General features: G+C 52.4%; 19 protein-coding genes. 5 read left to right on the forward strand and 14 right to left on the reverse strand.

Annotated features, from left to right (window positions below):
- Position 1: 1 nt before the first annotated feature.
- The 3 genes from ACOTX3_RS15090 to ACOTX3_RS15100 are packed head-to-tail and all read right to left on the reverse strand — an operon-like array spanning position 2 to position 2,810.
- Complete coding sequence (locus ACOTX3_RS15090; RefSeq protein WP_040023296.1) at positions 2-1,084, reverse strand: ABC transporter ATP-binding protein; 1,083 nt, start codon at positions 1,082-1,084, stop codon at positions 2-4.
- Complete coding sequence (locus tag ACOTX3_RS15095) at positions 1,081-2,094, reverse strand: ABC transporter ATP-binding protein (protein ID WP_020686305.1); 1,014 nt, start codon at positions 2,092-2,094, stop codon at positions 1,081-1,083. The genes ACOTX3_RS15090 and ACOTX3_RS15095 overlap by 4 nt, the downstream gene beginning before the upstream one ends.
- Positions 2,091-2,810 carry a FadR/GntR family transcriptional regulator gene (locus ACOTX3_RS15100; RefSeq protein WP_013095718.1) on the reverse strand — a complete coding sequence of 240 codons (720 nt, stop codon included), beginning with the start codon at positions 2,808-2,810 and terminating at the stop codon, positions 2,091-2,093. Before ACOTX3_RS15100 ends, ACOTX3_RS15095 begins: the two co-directional genes overlap by 4 nt.
- An 810-nt stretch (positions 2,811-3,620) precedes the next feature.
- Between ACOTX3_RS15100 and ACOTX3_RS15105 the strand changes: the two genes are divergently transcribed.
- The 5 genes from ACOTX3_RS15105 (at position 3,621) to ACOTX3_RS15125 (ending at position 10,657) form a co-directional block, all read left to right on the forward strand.
- Positions 3,621-4,283 (forward strand): helix-turn-helix transcriptional regulator, encoded by a 663-nt coding sequence (locus tag ACOTX3_RS15105; RefSeq protein ID WP_038418730.1) that lies wholly within the window; start codon positions 3,621-3,623, stop codon positions 4,281-4,283.
- A gap of 155 nt (positions 4,284-4,438) precedes the next feature.
- The gene (locus ACOTX3_RS15110; RefSeq protein ID WP_127869201.1) at positions 4,439-5,074 is read left to right on the forward strand and encodes a hypothetical protein; all 636 of its coding nucleotides are present in this window, start codon (positions 4,439-4,441) and stop codon (positions 5,072-5,074) included.
- A 258-nt stretch (positions 5,075-5,332) separates the two neighbouring features.
- Positions 5,333-7,582, forward strand: a complete 2,250-nt coding sequence (locus ACOTX3_RS15115; protein WP_058678574.1) for a type I secretion system permease/ATPase — start codon at positions 5,333-5,335, stop codon at positions 7,580-7,582.
- Positions 7,579-8,931: an HlyD family type I secretion periplasmic adaptor subunit gene (locus ACOTX3_RS15120; RefSeq protein WP_013095714.1), complete on the forward strand. Its 1,353-nt coding sequence runs from the start codon at positions 7,579-7,581 to the stop codon at positions 8,929-8,931. The genes ACOTX3_RS15115 and ACOTX3_RS15120 overlap by 4 nt, the downstream gene beginning before the upstream one ends.
- A 4-nt stretch (positions 8,932-8,935) precedes the next feature.
- Positions 8,936-10,657, forward strand: a complete 1,722-nt coding sequence (locus tag ACOTX3_RS15125) for a TolC family protein (protein WP_058678575.1) — start codon at positions 8,936-8,938, stop codon at positions 10,655-10,657.
- A gap of 73 nt (positions 10,658-10,730) precedes the next feature.
- Here ACOTX3_RS15125 and ACOTX3_RS15130 read toward each other — a convergent pair whose 3' ends face one another.
- The 11 genes from ACOTX3_RS15130 to ACOTX3_RS15180 form a co-directional block, all read right to left on the reverse strand.
- On the reverse strand, positions 10,731-11,684 hold the full coding sequence (locus tag ACOTX3_RS15130; RefSeq protein WP_370882416.1) for a hypothetical protein: 954 nt from the start codon (positions 11,682-11,684) through the stop codon (positions 10,731-10,733).
- 58 nt (positions 11,685-11,742) lie between these two features.
- Positions 11,743-12,675 carry an ACP S-malonyltransferase gene (locus ACOTX3_RS15135; RefSeq protein WP_058678576.1) on the reverse strand — a complete coding sequence of 311 codons (933 nt, stop codon included), beginning with the start codon at positions 12,673-12,675 and terminating at the stop codon, positions 11,743-11,745.
- A gap of 10 nt (positions 12,676-12,685) precedes the next feature.
- The gene (locus ACOTX3_RS15140) at positions 12,686-14,074 is read right to left on the reverse strand and encodes a hypothetical protein (protein WP_058678577.1); all 1,389 of its coding nucleotides are present in this window, start codon (positions 14,072-14,074) and stop codon (positions 12,686-12,688) included.
- Positions 14,071-14,859, reverse strand: coding sequence for an outer membrane lipoprotein-sorting protein (locus ACOTX3_RS15145; RefSeq protein WP_058678578.1), 789 nt, complete (start codon positions 14,857-14,859; stop codon positions 14,071-14,073). Before ACOTX3_RS15145 ends, ACOTX3_RS15140 begins: the two co-directional genes overlap by 4 nt.
- 9 nt (positions 14,860-14,868) lie before the next feature.
- A complete protein-coding gene (locus ACOTX3_RS15150; RefSeq protein WP_029882416.1) occupies positions 14,869-16,179 on the reverse strand; it encodes an ABC transporter permease in 1,311 nt (436 codons plus the stop codon).
- The gene (locus ACOTX3_RS15155; RefSeq protein ID WP_127869202.1) at positions 16,180-16,827 is read right to left on the reverse strand and encodes a hypothetical protein; all 648 of its coding nucleotides are present in this window, start codon (positions 16,825-16,827) and stop codon (positions 16,180-16,182) included.
- Positions 16,811-17,518 (reverse strand): ABC transporter ATP-binding protein, encoded by a 708-nt coding sequence (locus tag ACOTX3_RS15160; protein ID WP_045295528.1) that lies wholly within the window; start codon positions 17,516-17,518, stop codon positions 16,811-16,813. The genes ACOTX3_RS15155 and ACOTX3_RS15160 overlap by 17 nt, the downstream gene beginning before the upstream one ends.
- Before the next feature lie 10 nt (positions 17,519-17,528).
- Entirely contained in the window at positions 17,529-18,479 is a 951-nt protein-coding gene (locus ACOTX3_RS15165) for an ATP-binding protein (RefSeq protein WP_045295526.1), read from the reverse strand.
- An 18-nt stretch (positions 18,480-18,497) separates the two neighbouring features.
- Complete coding sequence (locus ACOTX3_RS15170) at positions 18,498-19,715, reverse strand: beta-ketoacyl synthase (RefSeq protein WP_127869203.1); 1,218 nt, start codon at positions 19,713-19,715, stop codon at positions 18,498-18,500.
- Between the two features lie 4 nt (positions 19,716-19,719).
- Entirely contained in the window at positions 19,720-22,278 is a 2,559-nt protein-coding gene (locus tag ACOTX3_RS15175; protein WP_058678588.1) for a beta-ketoacyl-[acyl-carrier-protein] synthase family protein, read from the reverse strand.
- Between the two features lie 93 nt (positions 22,279-22,371).
- Positions 22,372-23,532 (reverse strand): aminomethyltransferase family protein, encoded by a 1,161-nt coding sequence (locus tag ACOTX3_RS15180; protein WP_058678579.1) that lies wholly within the window; start codon positions 23,530-23,532, stop codon positions 22,372-22,374.
- Positions 23,533-23,547: the final 15 nt, after the last annotated feature.

Raw genomic sequence — 23,547 nt, forward strand, 5'->3', positions numbered from 1 at the left:
ATCATGAGTTCCTTGAAGGAAGGGAGGAGTGAGAGGCCGCGTGTTCAAACAGCGCGCGGCGGCGCAGAAAGGCGGCAGACGGCGGTGCTATCTGGATAACACTGCGATCGCGGTTAATCTCCTGCCAGCGGTGGCAGGCAATCTGGCGTCCGCCTTCCAGCACCTGGTTAATGGGCTCGGCAAGGCGACATTCATCCGTGGCATACGGGCAACGGGTATGGAATCGGCATCCGGACGGGGGATCGGCCGGGTTCGGTAAATCCCCTTGCAGCAACGGGGCAGCGCGTCGGGCGCCCGGCTGCATCTGCGGTGCAGAGGCGATGAGCGCCTGGGTGTAAGGATGGAGAGGCGCGTCAAAGATCTCGTCGACGCTGGCAAGCTCAACGATCTGCCCGAGATACATCACTGCCACGCGGTCACTCATATGGCGGATGACCGCCAGGCCGTGGGCAACAATCACCATCGTTAGCCCCAGCTGATGCTTCAGGCTTTCCAGCAGATTGATCACCTGCGCCTGCACGGAAACATCCAACGCCGAGACGGGCTCGTCTCCCAGCAGCAGTTTTGGCCCGGAGGCCAGCGCACGCGCAATACCAATGCGCTGGCGTTGCCCACCTGAAAACTCGTGCGGAAAACGCGCCGCCCAGGCGGCAGGCAGACCCACCGTTTTAAGCAGTTCCGCAACGCGATAGTGACGATCGGCTTTTTTCATCTCCTGATGCAGCCACAGCGGCTCACCCACAATCTGCTCAACCGTCATGCGCGGGTTTAGCGACGCAAAAGGATCCTGAAAAATAATCTGTAATTCCCGGCGCAACTGGTTGAGACGAGCTCCTGAGGCGTGTGTAATCTCCTCCCCCTGATAAAACACGCGTCCTTCGCTGGCGGCCAGCAAACGCAGCAGCAGACGGCCTAGCGTGGATTTGCCGGACCCGGACTCCCCGACAATCGCCAGCGTTTCGCCGGGCATCACGGAGAGGGAGACGCGATCCACCGCCGTCACAAAGCGGGCTGGAGTAAAGAGCTTCTTCGGGCCGGGGAAGCGCTTGCTCAGGTCATGGGCTTCAAGAATGGGCGTGGTCATGCGATCTCTCCCAGCGCAATGTGTTGTTCCAGCGGCACGCGGAAGCAGGCGACCAGATGGTCAGCCCCCTGCGCCGTGAGCGACGGTTTTTCGTTATGGCAGCGCGTTTGCGCGAAGGGGCAGCGGGTCGCAAAGCGGCAGCCTTTCGGCATGGATTCCGCCAGGGGAACCGCGCCGGGAATGGTGGCGAGCGGCCCTTTACGCGCGCCCGCGGACGGAATAGAGCCCATCAGACCAATGGTGTACGGGTGCTGCGGATCGGCAAAGATGGCCTCAACGCTCCCCTGCTCCACCACCTGCCCGGCATACATCACCGCCACCTGCTGCGCCACTTCCGCCACCACGCCTAAATCATGGGTGATCATCAGCACCGCCGTACCGGTCTCCTCTTTTAAGGTGTTGAGCAGCGCGAGGATTTGCGCCTGAATGGTGACGTCCAGCGCGGTGGTCGGCTCGTCGGCAATCAACAAACGCGGATGGTTAATCAGCGCCATCGCAATCATCACGCGCTGGCGCATGCCGCCGGAAAGCTGGTGCGGATACGCTTTCAAACGCATCTCTGCCGCCGGGATCTGCACCTTCTCCAGGATTTGCAGCGCGGTATTCATCGCCTGCGCACGCGAAACGTTCTGATGGCGCATAACCGCTTCGCTGAGCTGGTCCCCAAGGGTAAAGGCGGGGTTGAGCGACGTCATCGGCTCCTGGAAAATCATCGCCAGCTCGTTACCGCGGAGATCGGCATATTCCCGCGGGGAGAGCTTTCGCAAATCGTGGCGACGAAACTGCATATCGCCGCTGACAATCTGCGCGCTGGCGGGCAATAGCCCCATCAGCGCTAAGGAGGTGATACTTTTCCCGCAGCCGGACTCCCCCACCAGCGCCAGCGTTTCACCCGCTTTGACCGTCAGCGAGATACCGTCAAGCACGCTCACCGGCGATCCGGCGAACTTAACGTTGAGGTTTTGCAGGCGCAGTACCGGAGTGGCTTCCTTAAACGGAATCGTCGTCATAGCGTGATGTCGTCCTCAAGGTGGATCGCCTGTATCAGGGCGTTTTGCAGGCTAAGCAGATGTTCGCGCATGGCGGCCGCTGCTTCGTTGGGCTGGCGATGGATAATCGCGGACATGATTTTATGATGATGGTCGTTGTAGACATCGACCCGTTCGGGGGTTCGGGCAAGCTCACGCAAATGCTGCCAGCCTGGCTCACGCCTGACGGCATCAATGGCATCAAAAAGACCGAGCATCAGGCGATTGCCTGCGGCCTCCGCTATGGCGCGGTGAAAGGCGCTGTCCCACAGTTCATTCAGATCGCGGTCGTCCGGGCTGACCTTATCGATGCGTTCCAGCATGCGCTGCATGAGCGCGAGGTTTTCCCTGGTGGCACGCAGTGCCGCAAGCCGGGCTAAGCCGGGTTCGAGCTGTAGACGAGCTTCCATCACTTCCAGAAGGTTGGTTTGCTGAACCAATCCCTGAAGGGCCAGCGGTTCCACAGGCGCAGCAGGACCAATAAAGGTACCTTTGCCCTGCTTACGCCAGATCCGCCCCTCTTCTTCCAGCACATCCAGCGCACGACGTACTTCACGTCGTCCTACGCCGAGAGTTTCCGACAGCTCACGTTCCGTGGGCAGCGGAAGGCCTGGTGTTGACTCGTGCTGGTGAATAAGACCGCGCAATTGTTCAAGCGCGGTGCTGGAATTTGCCAGAAACCGTGACGGTTTTTCCATATTGGTTCGCTCGCTTTCATCATGACTTTATTGTTATTAACGATAAGTTATTGATATGAGGCGCTACTTATCGTGCTAATGATTAAGCAATAAACGAACCAATTTTATATTGGTTCAAAATTTCGCAGTGTAAAGAGAGATAACCTGTTAATTGATAAGCAAAACATCAAAAACGAATTGGCACGTCAAACGTTACGCCAGCACATTAGCCCCCCGCTCACTGCACAAAAACAGTGCGACAAATGCACCAAAAACGATCAAATGTTAAATAAATGCACCTGTTATGTATATTCTTTGTTAACTAAAGATTATGTAACCGATAAAACAGGCAACGATGCCGCCGGTTGGTAACGCCGGGCACTGATATAACGGACGACGAGTCACAAGATACAGGTAAATAATACGCTTTATAAACAGGACAACTATTTTCTGCGGCTATATCTAAATGCGTATTTTATTGCTTCACACCGCTTACTTTAGTTAATAAAGTCCGTGCTTTTTCGGCTTATTAAATCGTGTCCCTCACCCGGTATTTCAGAAAGTAAACGACTCTGCCAAAAATTAACCAAAAAACAACAATTACAGCATTTTAGATAAAAATAAATGAATCTCACTCTCATTTAAGGACTTGTACAACCCCTTGTTTTATATAAAATTAGTTCTTAAATCGCATTCATAACAGTCAGTTCAGACTATTTAATTAAGATTATTGCCTGGTCCAGCATATGATTATTCCTAAAGAACGACGGCGTTTGTCAGACTCCGGCTTAATATCATTAACGTAAGAAAACATCGCGTGTGAGGTATAATATGTACTGTGCAACTAACAATCCTGGCTATTTATCTCATACGGGTGGACAACCCGTTTGTCATACCCCTGACATGCGTTGTTATGGTTGTGAAAAGCAATGCCGCTTTAATACGTCTGAAGATGGCCAAAACCGTGATTGCCACGCGCTTGAATATTATATCTGGCCTGATAATAATACCTTTTTGGTTGAAGGCATTCGTCATCACTTTGGCGAGGTAAATGATAAATATATTTCGCAGCCGGTTGTCATCATCGACTTCAGTCATAAAAACATCAATTATTTTTTATCTGAAAACTGGTTAGATCAGTTCAAAAACATGAGACTGATTCTTGTCACTGATAAAAAGATGACGGCAATTGCGCACTACTGGTTTTACAACGACACGTTAGAAACCACTATCAGTTCAATTATCTTTTATGACGATAGCGCAGAAGAAGTCTCGACGAAACTGAAAAAAACGTTCCTGGCAAAAACGATTAAACCGACAGGTAACAGACCCAAACTGAGTCAGAATGAATACAGCCTGTTTTCATTCCTCTTTAATGGATGGTCGCCAAAGAAAATCGCCTACCGGAACGGCACCAGTGTTAAAAACACCTACGCCATGAAGAACCGCATTGAACGCAAGCTGGGCGTGTCCATCACGCGGCTTGCAAGTTAGTGTAAAACTGACAATACGCTCTGTCGAAAATTCCTGGACAAACAGAGCGTATTCTGACTGTCACTCGTGTTTTTCCGTAATGCATAATTTATCTGATTGTTGATATATTACATAATATTTTACATATATTATATGGACGCGTAGCGTTTGATCACATGAACATTATTACTATTAAACAAAATGAGAATGACAACTACACTATGCGTTGTTACGGATGTGTGCATAAATGCGCCTATGCCTCCATTCGCAGCACAAAGTGCGATGAATGTTCGGGAGCCGAGTTTTATATTTGGCCAGAAAATAACTCATTTCTGATAGAAGGCATTTTACAATACTTTGCTGATATTAATTCAAAAATAATTTCACAACCCATTGTCGTGATAGACTTTAATTACAAAAATATAAATTATTTCTTATCAAACAATTGGTTAGCTCAGTTCAGAAACTCGCGCCTGATTCTGATCACCGATAAAAAAATGGCGGCCATTGCCCACTACTGGTTCTACAACGACACGGCAGACACGATCATCAGCACGGTCATTTTTCATGATGACCTGGCCGAGGATATCAAAATGAAGATCAGCCAGTCTTTTATGGGGAAAATAATACGACCTTCAGAAAAAAGAGCCAAACTTAGCGCAAATGAATATGCACTCTTTTCTGAACTGTATAAAGGCCAACTGCCTGAAAAGATTGCCATGAAAAATGCCACGAATGTCAAAAACATTTACGCCATGAAAATAAGAATTGAAACAAAGCTGGGCGTTCCCATTTCAAGGCTGGCGAGCTAATACGTCCACGTAAGAAAGAGACGTTAAAACATCAGCATAGCAAATATGACGTAGAGTATTCTTAAAGGAACAGTTACTTTTCCTTATTGTGTGTAAGAGGGATAAAACCCTACACTACGATATTACCAGTGCTTGTATTTTTACATAATCCACCCGCGTCACCCGTTGTATTTACGGATGCCCCTGGTCGTTTTTAAATAACATATTCTTTACTTTTTAATTCTAAGTGAGGAACGCAACTACAGGTCTGAATTCAAAATGAATACGCATCTCTCCACGGTAAAAATTAATTCAGAGCATACTCTTGATGATATTGAAGCCCCTGAAAAAGATTCTCTTCTGTGGGGCGTTGAATGGCTTTGTGGGCATCATTCTAAGTATGCCAGCAAAGAGGTGCTGTATGCAGGCCTGCCAAAAAGCGACAAGCTGGAGCCTGAAATGGCATTACGTATGCTTGAGCAGATGGGCATATCCGCCGGTTGGGTTAAGCGCGATCTGAATTCGCTTTCCTCCTGGCTGTTCCCTTTGCTTATTGCACGCAAAGACGGGACATACTGCATTCTTACCGCACGCAAGGGAAAGCGCGGGCAACATACGTATCAGATTGTGGTACCTGAAAACGACGGAACGCTCCTCGTTGCAGAGGCGGATTTACACGAGGCTTATGGCGGTTATGCCCTTGTGACGACGCCAAAACCCACGCTGGACGCGCGTGCTGAAGACCAGCTGTTACCGAAAGCCAAGGATGAAGGTCACTGGCTCTATTCGACGCTGTGGCGCTACCGGCATTACTTCTACAGCGCGGCACTGGCGGCGCTGCTGGCGAACATTCTTACGCTGGCCGGTACCTTCTTCACCATGAACGTCTATGACCGCGTGATCCCCACCCAGGCGTACGTCACCCTGTGGTCGCTGGCGATTGGCGTGGTGATTGCCATTATTTTTGAATTTGCCAGCCGACAAATCCGCGCCTATTTGATCGACATCGCCGGTAAAAAAGCAGATCTGATCCTCGGGGCGAAGCTGTTTCGCCAGGTGATGTCGATGCGTATGGAATACAAGCCGCAATCCTCCGGAACCTTTGCGAACCAGTTACGCGATTTTGAGGCCGTCCGCGACTTTATCACCTCTGCGACCCTCGCCACGCTGTCCGATTTGCCGTTCTGTCTGCTGTTCATGTTCATCATTTACATGATTGGCGGCCCACTGGCCGTTGTACCACTGGTCGCCATGCCACTGATTTTGATTGTCAGCGTCATTATCCAGTGGCCACTGGGTCGCTACATGGAAGAAAACGTCCGGGAAATTTCGCTTAAGCAGGGTCTGCTGATCGAGAGCATCGAAGGGCTTGAGGCCTTAAAAGCCGCTCAGGGCGAAGGGGTGATGCAAAAGCGCTGGAATGATTTCAGCGCACTGGCTGCGGCCTCCTCGATGAAAACCCGCTATCTCTCCATGCTGACCACTAACTTTGTCTCTTTTGTGCAGCAAATCACCACCGTCTGCATCGTGGTGCTCGGCGTCTATTTAATCCACGCCGGAGAGCTGACCATGGGGGCCATGATTGGGGTGGTGATCCTCTCCAGCCGTTCGCTCGCGCCTCTGGCCTCCGTGGTCGGTCTGGCGCTGCGTTATCAGCACGCTAAAACCGCGCTGAAATCCCTTAACCAGCTGATGGAAACGCCGACCGAGCGCGATGCGCTGATCAATTATCTGCCGACGCCCAATTTCACCGGCAGCCTGCGTCTGAAAAAGGTGGGGTTTACCTATCCGGTACCGGGAATGATGGTCGCGCCACGCATTCTGGACAACATCAATATCAACATCGAGGCCGGGGAGCAGGTGGCCGTGCTGGGCAAAATTGGCAGCGGGAAGTCGACCCTGCTGCGCGTGATGGCGCGCCTGTACCAGCAGAGCAGCGGACAGCTTTTCATTGATGGTGTGGATGCGACACAGGTTGATCCCGCCGACTGGCGCGCTGCGGTGGGTTACGTCGGGCAGGACTGCCGCCTGTTTTACGGCACCCTGCGCCAAAACATCATCATTGGCAACCCGGGCGTGAGCACGGAAGAGTTTCTGCGGGTGGTTCGCCTGACCGGGCTTGATCACGTGGCGGCCAGACATCCACTGGGTTTTGACATGCCTATCGGCGAAATGGGCAATTGCCTTTCCGGTGGACAAAAACAGCTCGTCGCCCTCGCCCGCTGCCTGTTGCTGCGGCCAAAGATTTTACTGATGGATGAACCCACCAGCTCAATGGATGCGATGACGGAAACCCTGTTCCTTCGTCGGCTCAAAGAAGCGACGCAAGGACAAACGCTGGTCATTGTGACCCACCGCATGTCCGTACTGAGCCTGGTAGAGCGTCTGATCGTCATGGAAGACGGACACGTAGTGAAAGACGGTCCCAAAGATCAGGTGATGGCCAGCCTGAATGAGAATGTCATGAAGAAAAAACAAGCAATGCATTCAGTCGAAGAGAAGCAACAGAAACAAGGTGTGAATGAATGATGAACGAGGACGAAGTGAATCATAACGCCTCAAAGGGAGAGGCCGAAACGGATGCAGGCGTACCCTCAACGGCACTGGAAAACGTGAACGCTACGCAGAGAGCGGGCACCGGGCTGGCATTACACCCCGCACAGCCAACGGGGAAAGTGAAAGCCGACGATCTGAAATTCATGCACGACCTGCAGGGCGCGCTGATCGCACAGAAGACCCCTTTCAGCATGATCATGCTCTACACCATCACCCTGGTTGTGGTGGTGGCGCTGGTCTGGGCGCATTTCGCCCGGGTTGAGGAGATTACCCGTGGCGACGGGAAAGTGATCCCCGCCAGCCGCGAGCAGCTCATTCAAAGCCTGGAAGGCGGCATTCTCGAAGAGCTGAACGTGCAGGAAGGCGACATCGTCGAGAAAGGCCAGATTCTGCTGAAGATTGACCCGACTCGCGCCGGGGCCAGCTATGGCGAATCGTTGTCCAAAGTGCAGGGGCTGAAAGGCAGCATTGCCCGTCTCAGGGCGGAAGCCTACGACACGCCACTGACCTTCCCGCCGGATATCGCCGGGATTGAGTCAATCGTGCGTGATGAGACCCAGGCCTATAACGCCCGCCTGAAAACCCTGAATGAAAGCGTAGAGGCCTTAAAACGGAGCCTGACACTGGCGCAAAACGAGGTCAGTCTGTCGGAGCCGCTGGCGCGCAGAGGGTTAATGTCGGATGTCGAAATCCTGCGCCTCAAGCGCCAGGCGAACGAATTCAGCCTGCAGATCACCGAGCGTACCAACCGCTTCCGCTCTGATGCCAACAGCGAACTGAACCGACTGGAATCCGAGCTGGCGCAGGCGGAAGAAATTCTGCGCGGACGCCAGGACGTAATGAACCGTACCACGGTGGTGGCGCCCGTGCGCGGCACCGTCAACAACATCCGGGTGACAACCCGTGGCGGCGTCATTCAGCAGGGGGCGGAGATCATGACCCTCATTCCGCTTGAAGATAACCTGCTGGTTGAAGCCAAAATCAAACCCTCTGATGTGGCCTTTATCCATCCGGGCCTGCCCGCCACGGTAAAAATTACCGCCTACGACTATGCCATTTATGGCGGATTAAACGGTGTCGTTGAACACCTCAGTTCAGACACCCTGATCGATGAAGAGAAAGCCCGTCAGGGGCGTGGAGATTCTACCTATTACCGGGTGTTCGTCCGCACCGACCGTGCCGCGTTACAGGTAAAAGACAAGTCATTCCCGATCATGCCGGGAATGGTGGCAAACGTAGAAATCAGAACGGGGGAGAAGACCATTTTGTCTTACATCCTCAAACCGATACTGAAAGCGCGCGAAGCCTTCAGGGAGAGATAATTATATGGTTAAGGCACGTAAAGAGCGTCGTTGGGCAAGGGTAGCAACCGCAGTTGCACTCTGCTTGCCCTGCTCTTCTTTTGTCATTCCGCTGCACGCGGCTGACATTGCTCAGGCTAAAAGCAGCCTGGCGTCATTGCCGCCGATGCGCACACAGTCACAGCTCAACCGCGAAGTGCAGCCTGTGCAGCGGACGGTGTCGCACAGTGCGGCATCGTCGCGTTCGCTGCCCGCCATGCGTACCCAGTCGCAATACGTCAGTACGCAAAAGGCGATGCCAACGCAAGCCACTGCGCGCCCTGAACGTTACGCCTCTGCACCGACAGCCAGGGAGTTTGCCCCCGCCCCGTCAAAACCGGCGGAAAGCCGGGCTGCGCTAAAGAAAAACGCAGACTTCTTCCCGCCCGTCACCGAGTATTACAAACCGGACCCGGCGTACGCCGGGGTGCGTCGTGACGGCGGTGCGCGTCAAGCCATCAGCGGCATGTCGCAGGGCTACCGTGCCGGCAGTCAGGATTCGCTTGTTTTTCTGCGCAACATGGTGGCCAGAGCGCTGGCGTATAGCCCGGAACTGCGGGCCGCCTCAGCAGAGGTGATGGCGTCTGACTACATGGTCGATCAGGTAAAAGGCCAGCGCATGCCCCAGGTACGTCTGGGTGTAACCTCGCCGCTGTCGACCGTGGGCGGCGATCGCCAGTCGTCATCCAACAATAGCCATATCAGCGACTCAAGCGGCACGGTCTCCGTAAATACGCCGATTATTGACTGGGGAAGGATCAGTAACCAGGTGGACAACTCTCTGGAAACGGCAAAAGCAGCCCGTTATTCAAAAGAGTATTCCCGCGAACAGCTAGCCTACAACACCGTGTCCGAGCTGATGAACATGGGGCGTTACCAGCACAGTAAGGTTGTGGCGAAACAGTATGTTGGCCGCATGAAAGAGCTGGTCACCATGCTGTCGCAAATTACCCAGGCAGACCGCGGCAGAGAAAGTGAACTGGTGCAGGCCAAAGCAAAACTGATGTCGGCCCAGGCAAGTCTCGACAACATTGAGCATCAGCTGAGTGCCAGCAAAATTAAACTGGTGCGTCTGCTGGGGATCGAGCCTGAATTACCGGAAGGCATAAGCTGGCACGACACGGTCATCCCGGCGTCGGTGGCGCTTTCTGGGCTGGATAAGAACCCGATGATGCTGAACCTGCAGTCCAAAGTCCGGGCGGCAGAGTATGAGGCAGAAAGCATTAAATCGTCGGCCCTGCCGCAGGTGAACTGGGTCATCTCCAAAAGCACCGCCAAAGACAGCAACGGCAACGAAGCGGGTTGGTATACGGGTTTAAACGTCGAGTGGGAGGCGTTTAGCGGCGGCTCTCAGCGTGCCGCTGAGATGTCGGCACGGGCGAAAGCCAATATGGCGCAGCAGCAATATGAAGTGAGTTACAAAGATCTGGAGTATCAGATTAACTATCAGATTCAGGTACGTGACTCCTCTTTCCTGCGCGCCGATGATTACGATCGCCTGACAAGTGAAACGGATCGGGTGCGTCGTATGTTCTACGAACAGTGGTATCACCTTGGCAAACGCACCTTGCTCGACGTGCTGACGGCAGAAAACGATCATTTTAATAATCAGCTTTCTGCCATTAACAACCGCTACGACGGCTATATTTCCAACATTAACGTCATTGCCAGCGCCTCCATGCTGCTGTCATGGATGAAAATGAGCTAAGCGAAACAGACGTAATAAAAAGCCAGACCGTCAGTGATGAGGGTCTGGCTTTTTTATGTCTTTCAGAAGGCGACTACCAGGGGGTGTCCTCTCTGCTGATCTCCGCCCAGCGCAGATACATATCGCTCGACATCATAAAATCGGTATGCCATTTCCACCAGGTGTGCAGCGTGTAGTACACCAGACATGGCAGATAGCAAAGCAGGAAATAGACCTCAAACCAGACCTGCCATCCCGAAAGCGTAAGCAGCACGCCGATAACAGCCGACCAGACACATTCCACGCCCACCAGCATCACCAGCCGCAGCCATAATGGTTTCTCAGACAGCGTCCTCCACGGGATTGACGGGGAGAAATAGAGATCAATCTCGTTAAGGAACAGATGGCCCAGAAACACATAGCGTCGGGTAAAGCGCAAGAACAGCAGATTGATTCCCAGCACCACCACGCAGAGCACCACCATGGTAATGATGGCGGTTAAGGTGAAGTAGCGCCCATAGAGATCAAACTGCGCACTGTTGCGTAAGGGGCTGATGGTCAGGAGATTCATCACCACACTCATCACGACAGCAACGGCGACATACTGTGAAAGCTGCGTGTATTTTGCCTTGTCTCTGGCTGAGGCAACGACCTGCTGAATATAGACATGACGCAGTGCGGCAAAGATCCCCCAGATAATCAGCGGCGCCACGAAAACCATGATCAGCAGCGTGATGCCTGGCGTGGTCAGCGCAAGGAAGAGCCCCGTGATGCCCGCGAAAATCAGGATCGAGACGGCAAGCACAACGAACGGTTCGAAGATGATCGAATTCGTTTTCGGGCTCTCTTTGCCGACAAATACCGACAAATCAACATTCTTGACGACGCATTTATAGGCCCAGAAGGCCTTAAGGTCGGCAATGAAGCTATACCCGATCAGCGCGAAAATACCGCTCGCGACCCAGGCATCCTGCCGGGAAAAAGAGAAACCGGCATTTTTCCAGTAAAAGCCCAGCAGGATAAACGTCACGATATAGATAAAAAGCACGTTCCTTTTATCCTGATAGCGGATGAAGGTTAAATAATCTGGAATCATAGCTCGGCCATTACATCCCTAACACTTTTCTGCAGTGCAGGACACGCCCGGCAGAAAAACCGGAAAAATCATTTAGCATCTGTCCCAGATAGGGTTTGTTGCTCATCTCCAGGAACAGCGGCTGGTCTGGATGATGGATGAATCTGGCCATGGAATCGGCCCATTTCACCGTCTGCGTCAGATGCAGGGAGAGGTTCTCTTTGATGTTGCCCGGCACCGTTTCGACTCTGGCGGTCACATTCATCAGCACGTCATAGGCTGGCGAGGTGAAGGGCTGTCCCGCCAGGAAGTCACGCATCAATTGCACGCCCTCAGCCATTAAACGGGTATGCCAGGCCCCGCTGACGCCGAGCTTGATCGGCTCATAGCCTTCATCGGCCAGCACTTTGGCAAAATCACTCAGCGCAGACGGGGTCCCGCCAATTACCTGCTGACGCGGGGTATTGTCGCAGCTGATATCCAGCGCGATCCCGGAACGGGTGATGATGTCACTCAGCGTGGCAAAATCGGCCCCCTTCAGCGCCAGCATCGCGCCTTTCTGCTTTTTACTCACCGCATCCATGGTGCTGGCACGAAAATGCAGCGTACGGAACAGGGTCTCCAGCGAGATCGCGCCTGCCGCGTACAGGGCACTGTATTCGCCAACGCTATGGCCGCAGGCACCCACGACGCGCAGCGCCGGGAAGCGCTCGCGGCAGAGGCTATAAAGCGATACGTTGATCGCCGTAACGGCCAGCTGTTGTACCGTGGTCTGGATCAGCCTGTTCATCGGCCCCTTAAGGCAGAGTCGGCGCAGATCGAGACCCGACACATCGCTGGCACAATCCCAGATCTGTTTCGTCGTTGCATTGAGATCCCACAGATCGCTGCCCATACCAATCACCGGGTTTCCCTGGCCGGAAAACAGCAGCACCACAGGCTGCGATGGATTATCAAGCGTCATAGTCATTTCCTTATAAGTAATACTTAAAGCCAACATAGCCACCGGCAACATCGCCGAAGAAAGCAAACTCAGAATTTGCGCTACCCAGTGCTGAATAGACGCCGGTATACGCTTCCAGCTGGTCATCAATAAAGGTCAGCGGTGCGCTGATGTGGAGCCCCGACAGGGTGCTTTTATCCATCAGATTGACGACGAAATAAGGCTGCACGGCGATCTGATGCGTGAGCTGCACGCTGGACCAGGCGTTGAGATAGTGTTTCCCCTGCAACATGCCTTTGTTGCCCGTATTGCTGATTTCAGACGCCATCAGGTACTTATAGGAATCAAACGCCCTGTCGAGCGGCACATAACCTGTCGGCGTATTCAAAAAGGTCATCAGTTCGCGCTGTTTGCGCCATTCCGTGCGGGAGTAGCCTTCGCTCTGGTAATAATATTCCAGGCCGAAAACGTTAAAGTTATCAGTGGTATATTGCCCGCCCACCGCCAGCTCTACGCCATTTTTGTCCTTGGTCTCATACAGCGATGAAGGAAATGCATAGTTCTGGACTTCTGCACTTTTCTCCTCAGAGAGATGACGCCAGCGCTGCTCCCGGTGCCAGGCCATCCCGGCATTCAGGGTCAGCTGTGGGGTGTAGTGATAGCTGTCAGAGACGGCAACCGACTGCGAGTCTCCCAGCAGAATGCGCATCCCCGGGGTATGTTGACGGAAGGCATGTGAGGTATAGCTCAGAAGCCAGGCCTCGCTGCTGTTGCCACGCTGGTTCGCGGACCAGTTGCTGGAGGTCAGATAGTATTTATCGATCGTCGCCAGCTTCGGAATCACGGTCAGCGAGAGCGACTCATCCCGGTTGTCCATTGACAGCGTCGCGGCCCAGGACGAGGACTGATACGCAGTGCGAAGCGCGGGATCGTAAAGCCGCGTCGGTTTGAACCCGGCGTAGTAATGCGGAGTCAGATCGGAAGGTGAGCGCAGGAAAAAGAGACCCTGCTTCGCCTGAAGTTTTCCCACTTCAAGCTGCACGCTGTCTGAAACGGCGTAAACCAGTCTCAGACGCTCAATCAGCAGCTGAGAGCGGCTGTCGTCCTCTTCAAATGCTCCCACCTTGCGCGGTGAGTACCAGGTGAGCCCGTAGAGAGACAAATCCAGATCCAGCGCATTATCAACGATCGCGCACTTGCTGGTGAGATTCACGCCCGCGTCATTGTAGATATTGTGTCTGGTATACGGATTTCGGCCGTTAATTCGCCAGTCTGAAATTTGTTTTTTGACCAGCGTCACCTGCTCATACAGCGTGACAGTGCTGTTTTTTGCAAAGTCGGAACCGGACAGGCAGTCCGCCAGTGCGCTCACGGGCAGAGCGGAGAATGCCAGGGTTAACCCCAGTAATGTGCGTTTCAATTGGCACCTCGCTGAATAGACTCGCGAGTAAAGTGGGATTCAGGCAAGGACTCCAGGCGAACATCGCTGTACTCCATCACGGAGTAGCTGTTGCCGTGACGGGCCTCCTTCACAATAATTTTCATCGGACGCATCTTCCCTAATACCATCTGAAAATCCTGGTACAGCACTTCTTTCATCAATTTATTATCCAGAGAGTAATACGACGCTTTAAAAGGACGGTTCTCCCCCTCTTTTTCAACGTAATAGATGACTTTTGGCCACGTGACGTCATCCGTTTTGCGCACCAACTCCAGCTTATAGCACTGCGTATCGCCGCATGCTTCCTCGCCCAGCAGCGTGGCGTGGTAGGCATACTCAAAATTGGTGACAATGACGTCGCCATTGGAAATTTGTCCAATCAGGCGCTGCTGGCGCGAAACGGGCACCGGTCGACGCAGTTCTGGCGTGTAGAACCAAAGATCGTACCAGTCAGAGAGCAGCACTTTGCCTTTGTCCCGCGGAGGATAAATAAAACGCGCCAGCGAACGGGCATCGGCTTTCATTCCCCCTTCGGGTTTCATAAAGCGCATGGAAATATCCAGCACCTGCTTATTATCAGGCTGAGATGCGCCCGACTTATATTCATAAATGGTCAGGGTGTAGCGAAAAGGTTTATTCGGGGAACGAACCTCATCGGCACGACGAATAATCTCTGATGCTTTGTTATCCACCGGCGCAGATAATACTGCCGAGGAAAACAGGCACAGACAAAAGAGCAGTTTTGTGATGACAACGCGTTTCATATCGCTTCCTTACGAAAATTTAAAAGCATCTGAAATATTCAGCCGTGAAGCACGTAATGCAGGCAGCACAGAGGCGCCGGTTGCGGCCAGGATCGGTAATACGAGGGTTATCCAGGTCAGTGCTACGCTGTCGGTTTTAATAAAGGCCGTATAGCCCAGCGATTGCCCCGGTGACGGCGGCATCGCAATACCGTAAAGATTGATGGCAGAGGCAATGGCATAACCTGTCGCCAGACTGCCAAGGGCGCCGATAAGACCAATGAAAATCCCTTCCAGTAAAAACAGCCGGGTGACGTGCAGGGGTTTCAGGCCAATCGCCCTGAGGGTGGTTATTTCCCGGGTACGTTCGATAATATTCATGGTCATCGAATTGCCGATCATAAAGATCACGATCAATCCGACGATGAGCTTAATGAAGAAATAGATCCCGGATAATAAGCCTTCGACTTGCTGATAAAAGATCGAGGTCTCTTTCCAGTCTTTGACCAGCAGCGGTAAATGATGCTTCGCAATAAACTGGCGCAGTTTGGCGCTAAAGACGGCGGTATCGTCGTCCTTCAGCAGGATTAATACTTTACTGACGCTGTTGGTTCCCATGATGCGCTGTGCGGTATCAAGCGGGATTTTCATCGCCACATCATCGTAATCCTTAATACCGGACTCAAAGATGCCGCGAAGCTTCATCGATAACGCGCCCTGCCCGCCCTCGGTATTCACCACCAGCACATCCAGCCAGTCGTCGTAGTGGGCATTGAGCGTTTTCGCCAGCCCACTGCCCAGCGTGATTTCGTCGGTACGCACCCGGGAGAGATCGCTGCCGGAAATTAATTTATCAAACGATCCCAGCTTTAACGCAGGCAGCGGCTCCACACCCAGTGCGGAAAAATAGCTGGACGTTTCGCTTTCATATTGCGAAATCACCCCGGTAAATTCCAGCTGACCGGACAGCGTCGAAATATGCGGTGCAAGATCCGGATCGTTGAGAATCGCCTTTTTCAGGGATGCATAATCGGCAATCAGGCTTTTATTTTTATTCGACGTCTGGAAATAATTTTCATTATAAATTTGCACGTGACCAATATTGGTTCGAATCGTTTGCTCTTTCAAAATCCAGAAAGAGTAATCGATAAACCCGCCATACAGAAAAATCGACACGCCACCGAGCATAATGGCGGCAATGGTTGAATAAGATCGTCTCTTGTGGCGAAAGAGGTTTAAAAAAGCAAACTTCACATCCCGCGAGCGGAATAATACGCACCAGAGGACAAAAATCAGAATCAGTACAACAACACTATTCGCTAACACCATAACCCCGGACATTTAGTTCCCTTTCACCAGCGGTAACAAGACCTCTGTCACTTCGTTGATATCCCACTCTGGCGCGTCGCCAGAAGCCAGTGGTAATGCAGAGTTGGCGTGACGCAGTTCTGTTTGCGCCAGCAGCGCGTCTGCCTCGGCGGTACGGTTACAGCTCAACAGCGCGCGATAACGCATTTCGTCAATGTGCTTCATCAACCCGGCATTGAATACGTCAGGGCTTTTCGCCATCTGTTCCGTATCTTTTAACGTCACCACACAGCGGCCAATATCGGCTGGCAGGTACGCGTCCACACGGGCACGCATGTAGCGCACCCGTTGATTGCCCTCGTAGAAATCCACCGCTTCATCGAGATAGAAAAAGCCCGTTTTGCCATACTCAGACGCCTGAATGACGTCATTGGTATTGAGGGCATGTTCCGCCTGGCGCAGCATGCCGTAGGCATAAAAAACCAGCGACAGCGCGTTATCATTGGCCTTGTATTCGGTAAACAACGCACGGGTGATATCGGCTAGCTTATAGGCCTGTGTCGGGAAGCCATTTTTTATCACCTGCTCAGCCACGGGGGCCGCGGCGGCTTTAACGCTCCCGGCATAGGCCATGCAGATCAATAGCCAGCAGAGAATGAAGAAATTACGATTGTGAATCATGAACTAATACTCCGTCCTTAATTTCAACCACACGCCGCGCGCGCTCTTTCAGCTGGCTTGAGTGCGTCGAAATAATGAAAGTGGTGCGTGTCTCCCGGTTGATTTTCAGCAGCAGATCGAGAATGGCCTCACCGGTGACCAGGTCGAGGTTTCCGGTTGGCTCATCGGCAATCACGACCTGAGGGTCATGCGCCAGTGCACGGGCAATAGCCACACGCTGCTGTTGTCCACCCGAAAGCTGGCCCGGCTTACGATCGGTATATCCCGCCAGTCCTACGCTCTCGATAAAATGCAGCGCCCGCTCTTTCGCCTCTTTTTTGCCAATGTGCCCATTCAGCACCAGCGGGTAAAAAACGTTATCAAATACGCTCAGCACGGGGATGAGGTTAAAAAACTGAAATATGAACCCCAGATGCTTGCCACGAATTTCTGCTAATTGTTCTTCCGGTAAATTGTTGAGTAATTTTCGCAAAAACATCACCGAACCAAATCCCGGTTTATCAATACCCGACAGGATATTTAACAGCGTACTTTTACCGCTGCCGGAGGGGCCGCACAGTGCCAGAAATTCGCCTTTTTCTATTTCAAGATTGATATTTTTCAGGGCATCGACTTTGCCTTCGCCCGAGCCATAACTCTTATAGATATTGTTCAGCGATATCATTGGGAGTTCTTTAATCATTCCGCTCATGGGGGTGTCGTTATTCCTTGCAATAGTCAATGTCGAAATAGCTGTAACCGAACTGTTTATCGGGAACGACAGTTCTTAATTTTCCCGCAAAATGAGGAGCCTGCTGGAGATACGCAAAGCTTAATGCTGGCGTCAGACAGCCACTGGCACCAAAGGTATCGACCAGATCTAACGTCTTTTGCGGCGCAACGGTTGAGCGAGACAGCATCTCTTTACGCAGACCGGCAAACGCCACGCGATCCGCTGCCTGCATGTCCTCAAGGGTATCGGCCATCACGTATTGACCGCCGTTCACCCGGATTGCACTTTCATGCTGACTAAAGATGAAACAGCCCGCGCGCTCAACGGTTAAATTGACATCCTGGGCTTTCCCCCTGCGCTTCTCTCCCCACTTCAGCGCGATATCTTCGTCCGAAAACACCAGCACCGGGATCGCACGGTAGGCGGCGCAGATCACCACGTAATCAAACACATCCCAGCTCAGATAATCCTTTGCCAGACTCATTGCCTGGATGAAGGATTGCCTTTCACCCCGGATTTTGCACGTCGGTGAATTCACAGAGAATTTCTTCACCAGGTTTTTTGGCAGCGTATCAATCATTGAGATGTGTAATGCGCTGGAGATATTTTCAAACGGCCCGGATTCCCCCCAGGAGTCGACATAAATAAATGCCGTACGCTGCTTTAGCAGCTTCATTCGCTCTTTCGCCGGCAGCGCCATGAGCGCGTCATCCGCCGCTTGCTCCATCGCATCCAGGTATTTTTGATACTGAGGATTGCGGATCATCTCACCGGCATATAACTCCGGCTGCGTACCAAAACGTTTCAGACCCCAGCCGTTTGCATGGGTTGATTTGAGCGCTTTATTAAATAAATGCGACTCCCACGCGTTTAGCCAGCTGGGCTGATAGAAATAAAATTTATCTTCCGGCTCAATGAGCGAAAATGAGGATAAATACATGTTACTCTCCATGATCGTTCAACAGCCTGGATGACCCGTAGACATGACGGCGCCAATAATGGATCCATCCACGCCAACCCCGACTTTAAGCAGGTGGTTTTTGTGATGACCAATAACGCCACGGTCAATCAAAACATGCTGAGCAACGGCATCAATAATGGTGTCATTACCAACGGGGGAAATAAGCTCCTGCTGGGTGAGCGAATGATGACCAATAATTAAATCGACAATCCCAGAGCCGGTTGCGGTATAGCCAATCTGGCCTTTATAAGCCAGAACCGGAACCGGATGTCCTTCCGTCAACATCGCTATTGCTTTGGCTTCCGCTTTATCGCTGACGGATGAACCGTTACCGTGAGGGATAATCGCGCACAGTGCCTCAACGTCCAGTTCGGCTTTTTTCATTGTGGCCTGCATCACTTTTAAAATATTGGTGCTGAGCCATGAACTGTCGTTGCTTCTGCCTGCGCTGATTTGGGTATAGGTTGTTTGCAACCGCACGCCGCCCTTCGCCTTTCTGGCGCGACGGTGGCGGGAATTTTCCAGCAGAATGGCGGTATAGCCTTCCGCGAAAAGCACCCCCTGGCTGTTTTCACCAAAGGGCTGAACAAGATGGCTATCCAGCATGGATTGCGTATCCAGAAACCAGATATCCTGCGTTTTAATTTTTGAGCAGTTCACCACCAGGACAATATCTACGCCGCCATGCTCGATGGCCTGGCAACCTAAATGCACGGCTGTCATGGATGAATTACTGGTGCAATTCATATTCGGGGGTAAATACTGCAGGTTGTATTTACGCGCAAGGTGACCGGCAATACGATCCTGCGACATATTATCCACATGCAGCTGCATTAATGATTTTGAAAGATAAATATCTTCCACATCATTTTTGTTATAGAAACTTTTAAAGGCCATGCCATCGACCCGCGGGCCAATACCGGTTAAATAAACCCGGGCATTGCACCCGGCCAGCCATTGAACATCCAGGTCGGCCTGGTCGAGTGCATCGTCAATCAGACGATAAAGCAGATCTAATGCGCTATCATCCGTATGATCCAGCGTGGCAATATGTTTATTGCCATCGAACCCACATTTAATTGCCTCGTCGTCGGATTTAAACCAAGGCTTTCTTTCAACGCGTTTGCCCAGCTTCAGATTTTGAATAAGCTGAAGACTGTCTTCGGCAAACGGCAGACAAGAACTGAACCCCGAAATGATAGCGGCATTATCCACAATATTATCCTTTAATCACAAACGCGTAGTAGTTACCGCCTTCCGTCGCACCCACCAGCAATACGTGCTTCAGGGCAAGTTTTAACGGTTCACGAACGAAGTTAATTCGCTTATCGAAAAACTCGACGGTATGAGGAATAGCGGGAACCGCCTGCGTCTTAAAACAGTCAATGATGACGGCCAGGTTAAGCAGTCCGGCAGCAGACGCGACAAAGCCAAAGCAGGCGTTGTAGTTCACGACCGGTACATCCGGTTTTGCCTGGGCGAAGGTGGCGTAAATCGCATCGATTTCAATGCGTGAGCTTTCATCGCTACCGTTGCTGGTACCACAGACCAGGTCGATCTCCTGCGCCGTTACACCGGCATCCGCCAGCGCACGGGCGATAGCCAGCGCCATGGAGGAGGATTTCTCGTCCCGCTGAGAGGCATCAAAATAGCTGTTGCTACAGGCTTTACCGTAACCGGCCACTTCCGCCAGCACTTCTGCACCACGCGCGGCTGCACGCTGCGGATCTTCCAGCAGCAACATGCAGGCACCTTCGCCAGGAATGTAACCCTTCGGATCGTTACCGTAGATCTGATATTCCCTGGCGTCGGAGGTCATATGCAGCTTGCGGGTAACGGCGTCCATATAGAGTGACATGGACGGGAAATACTCGTCCGCGCCGCCCACCAGCACCTGCGGCTGCAGATCCTGACGCACGATTTCGTAGCCGTAGGTTAATGCGCCTAATGCCGCATTCTCGCCGGTCGCCAGAGTAGTGGTGTAGCCCTTGATCCCTTCCGAAATACCGCAGAACGTCGGGATGGAGTTCATCAACGATCCCGGGAATTCAGAGGTTCTGACTTTACGTGGGTCTGGCTTAAGGCTCTGCAGATATTTGTAGGTCGTCTCCTGCGGGCCACTGGACATTCCCATGACCATGCCAAGCTCATCGCCATCACGCTTGATTTTACGCTTCGCCTGCTCCAGCGCTTCGGACAGGGCAATTAATGCGAACGTACCGCCACGCGTGGCCTTGCGAGGGTCAAAGCGGCGCAGATGTTTACGCGGTTCCAACCCGGAAACCTGGAAGGTTTTAAAGTGTTCATTCGCTTCCGGCAGCGTTTCGGCCAGCGCGTTGAAATCGTCACCAAACAGCGCTTCGAACTGACGGGTGGTTTCCAGCACATCCAGCAACTCTTTTGCCTCTTCCAGCGTGTCTTCCGGGAAGGTGACGCCGCCCAGCTCAACGGTATGGTTCTGTTGCCATACGTTGTCGAGGATCTCGTGAACGGTGTGACCAATCGCGGAAACGGCACCCAGGCCGGTGATCGCCACGCGCTTTTCGTCGTAGGTACTGACCGGGATCGAACAAGGCTCCATGCTGATAATCATGCTGCAGTTGTTACCGCCGAAGGCATAATTGTTCTTCATGAAGAGGTTGATTTTCTGGTCACGGAAGTCGTTTGGCACGTAATCCAGATCGCAGTTTGGACGCGCGTTGGTGAAGTTCAGCGTCGGCAGCACGCGGTTATCCGGCAGCGTGACCAGACAGGCGATCAGTTCGACGATCCCCGCCGCGCCGATGTTATGACCAAAATAAGACTTGGTAGAGCTCACCAACAGTTTCTCATTGTTGGCAAACACCTTCTTCATCGCCAGCGTTTCGATACGATCGTTGGCTTCTGTTCCGGTACCGTGGGCGTTGACGTATTCGATCTGATCCGGGGTAACGCCGGCATTTTCCATCGCCTTATGCATCACCTGTACCGCGCCGCTGGCGCGTGGATCCGGTCCGGTTTCGTGGAACGCATCGCAGGAGGTGGCATAAGAGAGAATTTCACCGTAAATGGTGGCGCCACGTGCGACAGCATGTTCGTACTCTTCAAGCACGATCGCCCCGGCCCCTTCACCGATGGACATACCCGAATTGCCGGAGAACGGCGTGCAGGCGTCCGGATGCATCACGTTCAGGGCATAAAAGCCCGCGAAGGTGGGCAGGTAGATAGGTTCTGTCCCGACGGCCAGCATGGTTTTGCTTTTGCCGTTCTGGATGTAGTCAAACGCCATGCCGACCGCATTAGGGCTGGCCGTACAGGCGGTCGCGACCAGTTCAACACCGCCCTGTAACCCAAGCAGCGTGGAGACGCTGGAACAGCAGGAGGAGAAACCGCCAGAGAACAGCGCCTTACGCAGGGAAAAGTCTTCCATGCGTTGCTCAAACAGCGGCAGAAATGCCTCGGTCCCGGCAGACGACACGCCGACGGTTAAACCGGTTTCTTTGAGGTGCGCTTTATTCTCAGCCAGTCCCGCTTGATTCAGCGCATCTTTACCCACTTTGTAGGCCCAGAGTGCGGCATTATCCAGGGAGGCGATAACGTCGTCCGGTAATTCCGAATAGTCAATGTCATGCAAGACTTCAGCGGCTCTGGCGTTTTCAAACCATTTTGAAAAACGCACGCTGTCCGTGACGCCATTTTTTTTATTCAGTAAGGCGTTTCTGAAATCCTGCAGGTTTTCAGCCAGCGAAGAGAGAATACCGATCCCGGTAATGACAACCCGTTTTCTGTTTGTCTTCATAAATATATGTACCGCCATGTACAGGCAATGAGCAGCGAAAAGGATCCGTGATGTTATTCCCACGGATTCGCTTCTCGCTGTTTCGATTAATAATTACAGTGCGCTTTTCGCTTTAGAGGCATCCACAAAACTGTGTTCAGTTGGATTAACCAGCATGCTCAGGTTATAAATAAATGGCATACCTTTGGTTTTCGCGGCTACCGTTTCAGAACGCGTTTGAATAGCAAAGCCGCTAATATCAGACCATGCATATTCATTGTCGATCAGCGCCAGGGCAATAAAGCACTGCAGGGCTGGAGAATAGATAGCCTTAGCGACTTTCCCTACCACCTGATCCTCAACCAGTACGTTATCGCCGGATTCAATGCCTGAACATTCGCCCTCGACAATCATGCCGATCACCTTGCGTGCGCCTTCGCCGTGAGAGAGCTCTTCGGCCGCGTCTTTACCCACAAAGCCCTCTTTGTCGTACTGCACAGCCCATTGCAGTTGCAGCTCTACCGGATTGAGGTTGTACTCAGCCCACAGCGCGTCATCCCAGCCTGGGTTTTCGATACGTACAATTTTCTGGTAGTCCAGCCCACCGGTCTGCAGCAGGTATTTGCCGCCGTGCTCCAGCAGCTGCTGCCACTGATCCAGCAGCTGTTCCTGCTGGCCAATAACCATATAGGCGAATTCCCCGTGTTTACCGCAGCGGAATACCATCAGCTCGTCGTCGGTATTCATGTACTCGTAGTAAGGCAGACCAATCACGTCGAAACCGTGGATTTCAGACATCAGCTCCCAGGAGTACGGTCCTTCTACCATGATCGCGCCCCAGTTCTGCTCGCGCATGTCAGCAATTTCAGGGGTTTCCTGGATATCCAGTTCGTCGGCTTTTTCCAGAAGGGCGTTCAGGCCAGCGATAATTTCCGCCGCCGGAATATTCTCGGACATGATGTAGTAGCCGTCGGATGAGCAGAGCACATACACATCACCGCGCACCGTACCGTCTTCATTCAGTACCAGCGAGTAGATCCCTTGCTCGTCACGGATAATTGAAACATCGGCAGAGACAAAATAATTCACCAGTGCCCAGGCATCATCACCCATCACGCTGACAATGGACATGTGTGAATAGTCCACCAGCAGGGCATTTTCACGTACGGCTTTATATTCCACCATCGGATCGTGATAGGCAGAAGGAACGTTGGCATTGTTGTAAATGCCCATTTTCGCATTGTTTTTTAAATGAAAATCATAAAGAGACTTCATAACGTGATCCTGTTA

Origin of the sequence: Enterobacter cloacae complex sp. IR5384, assembly GCF_049237265.1 — a bacterium.
GTDB lineage: Bacteria > Pseudomonadota > Gammaproteobacteria > Enterobacterales > Enterobacteriaceae > Enterobacter > Enterobacter cloacae.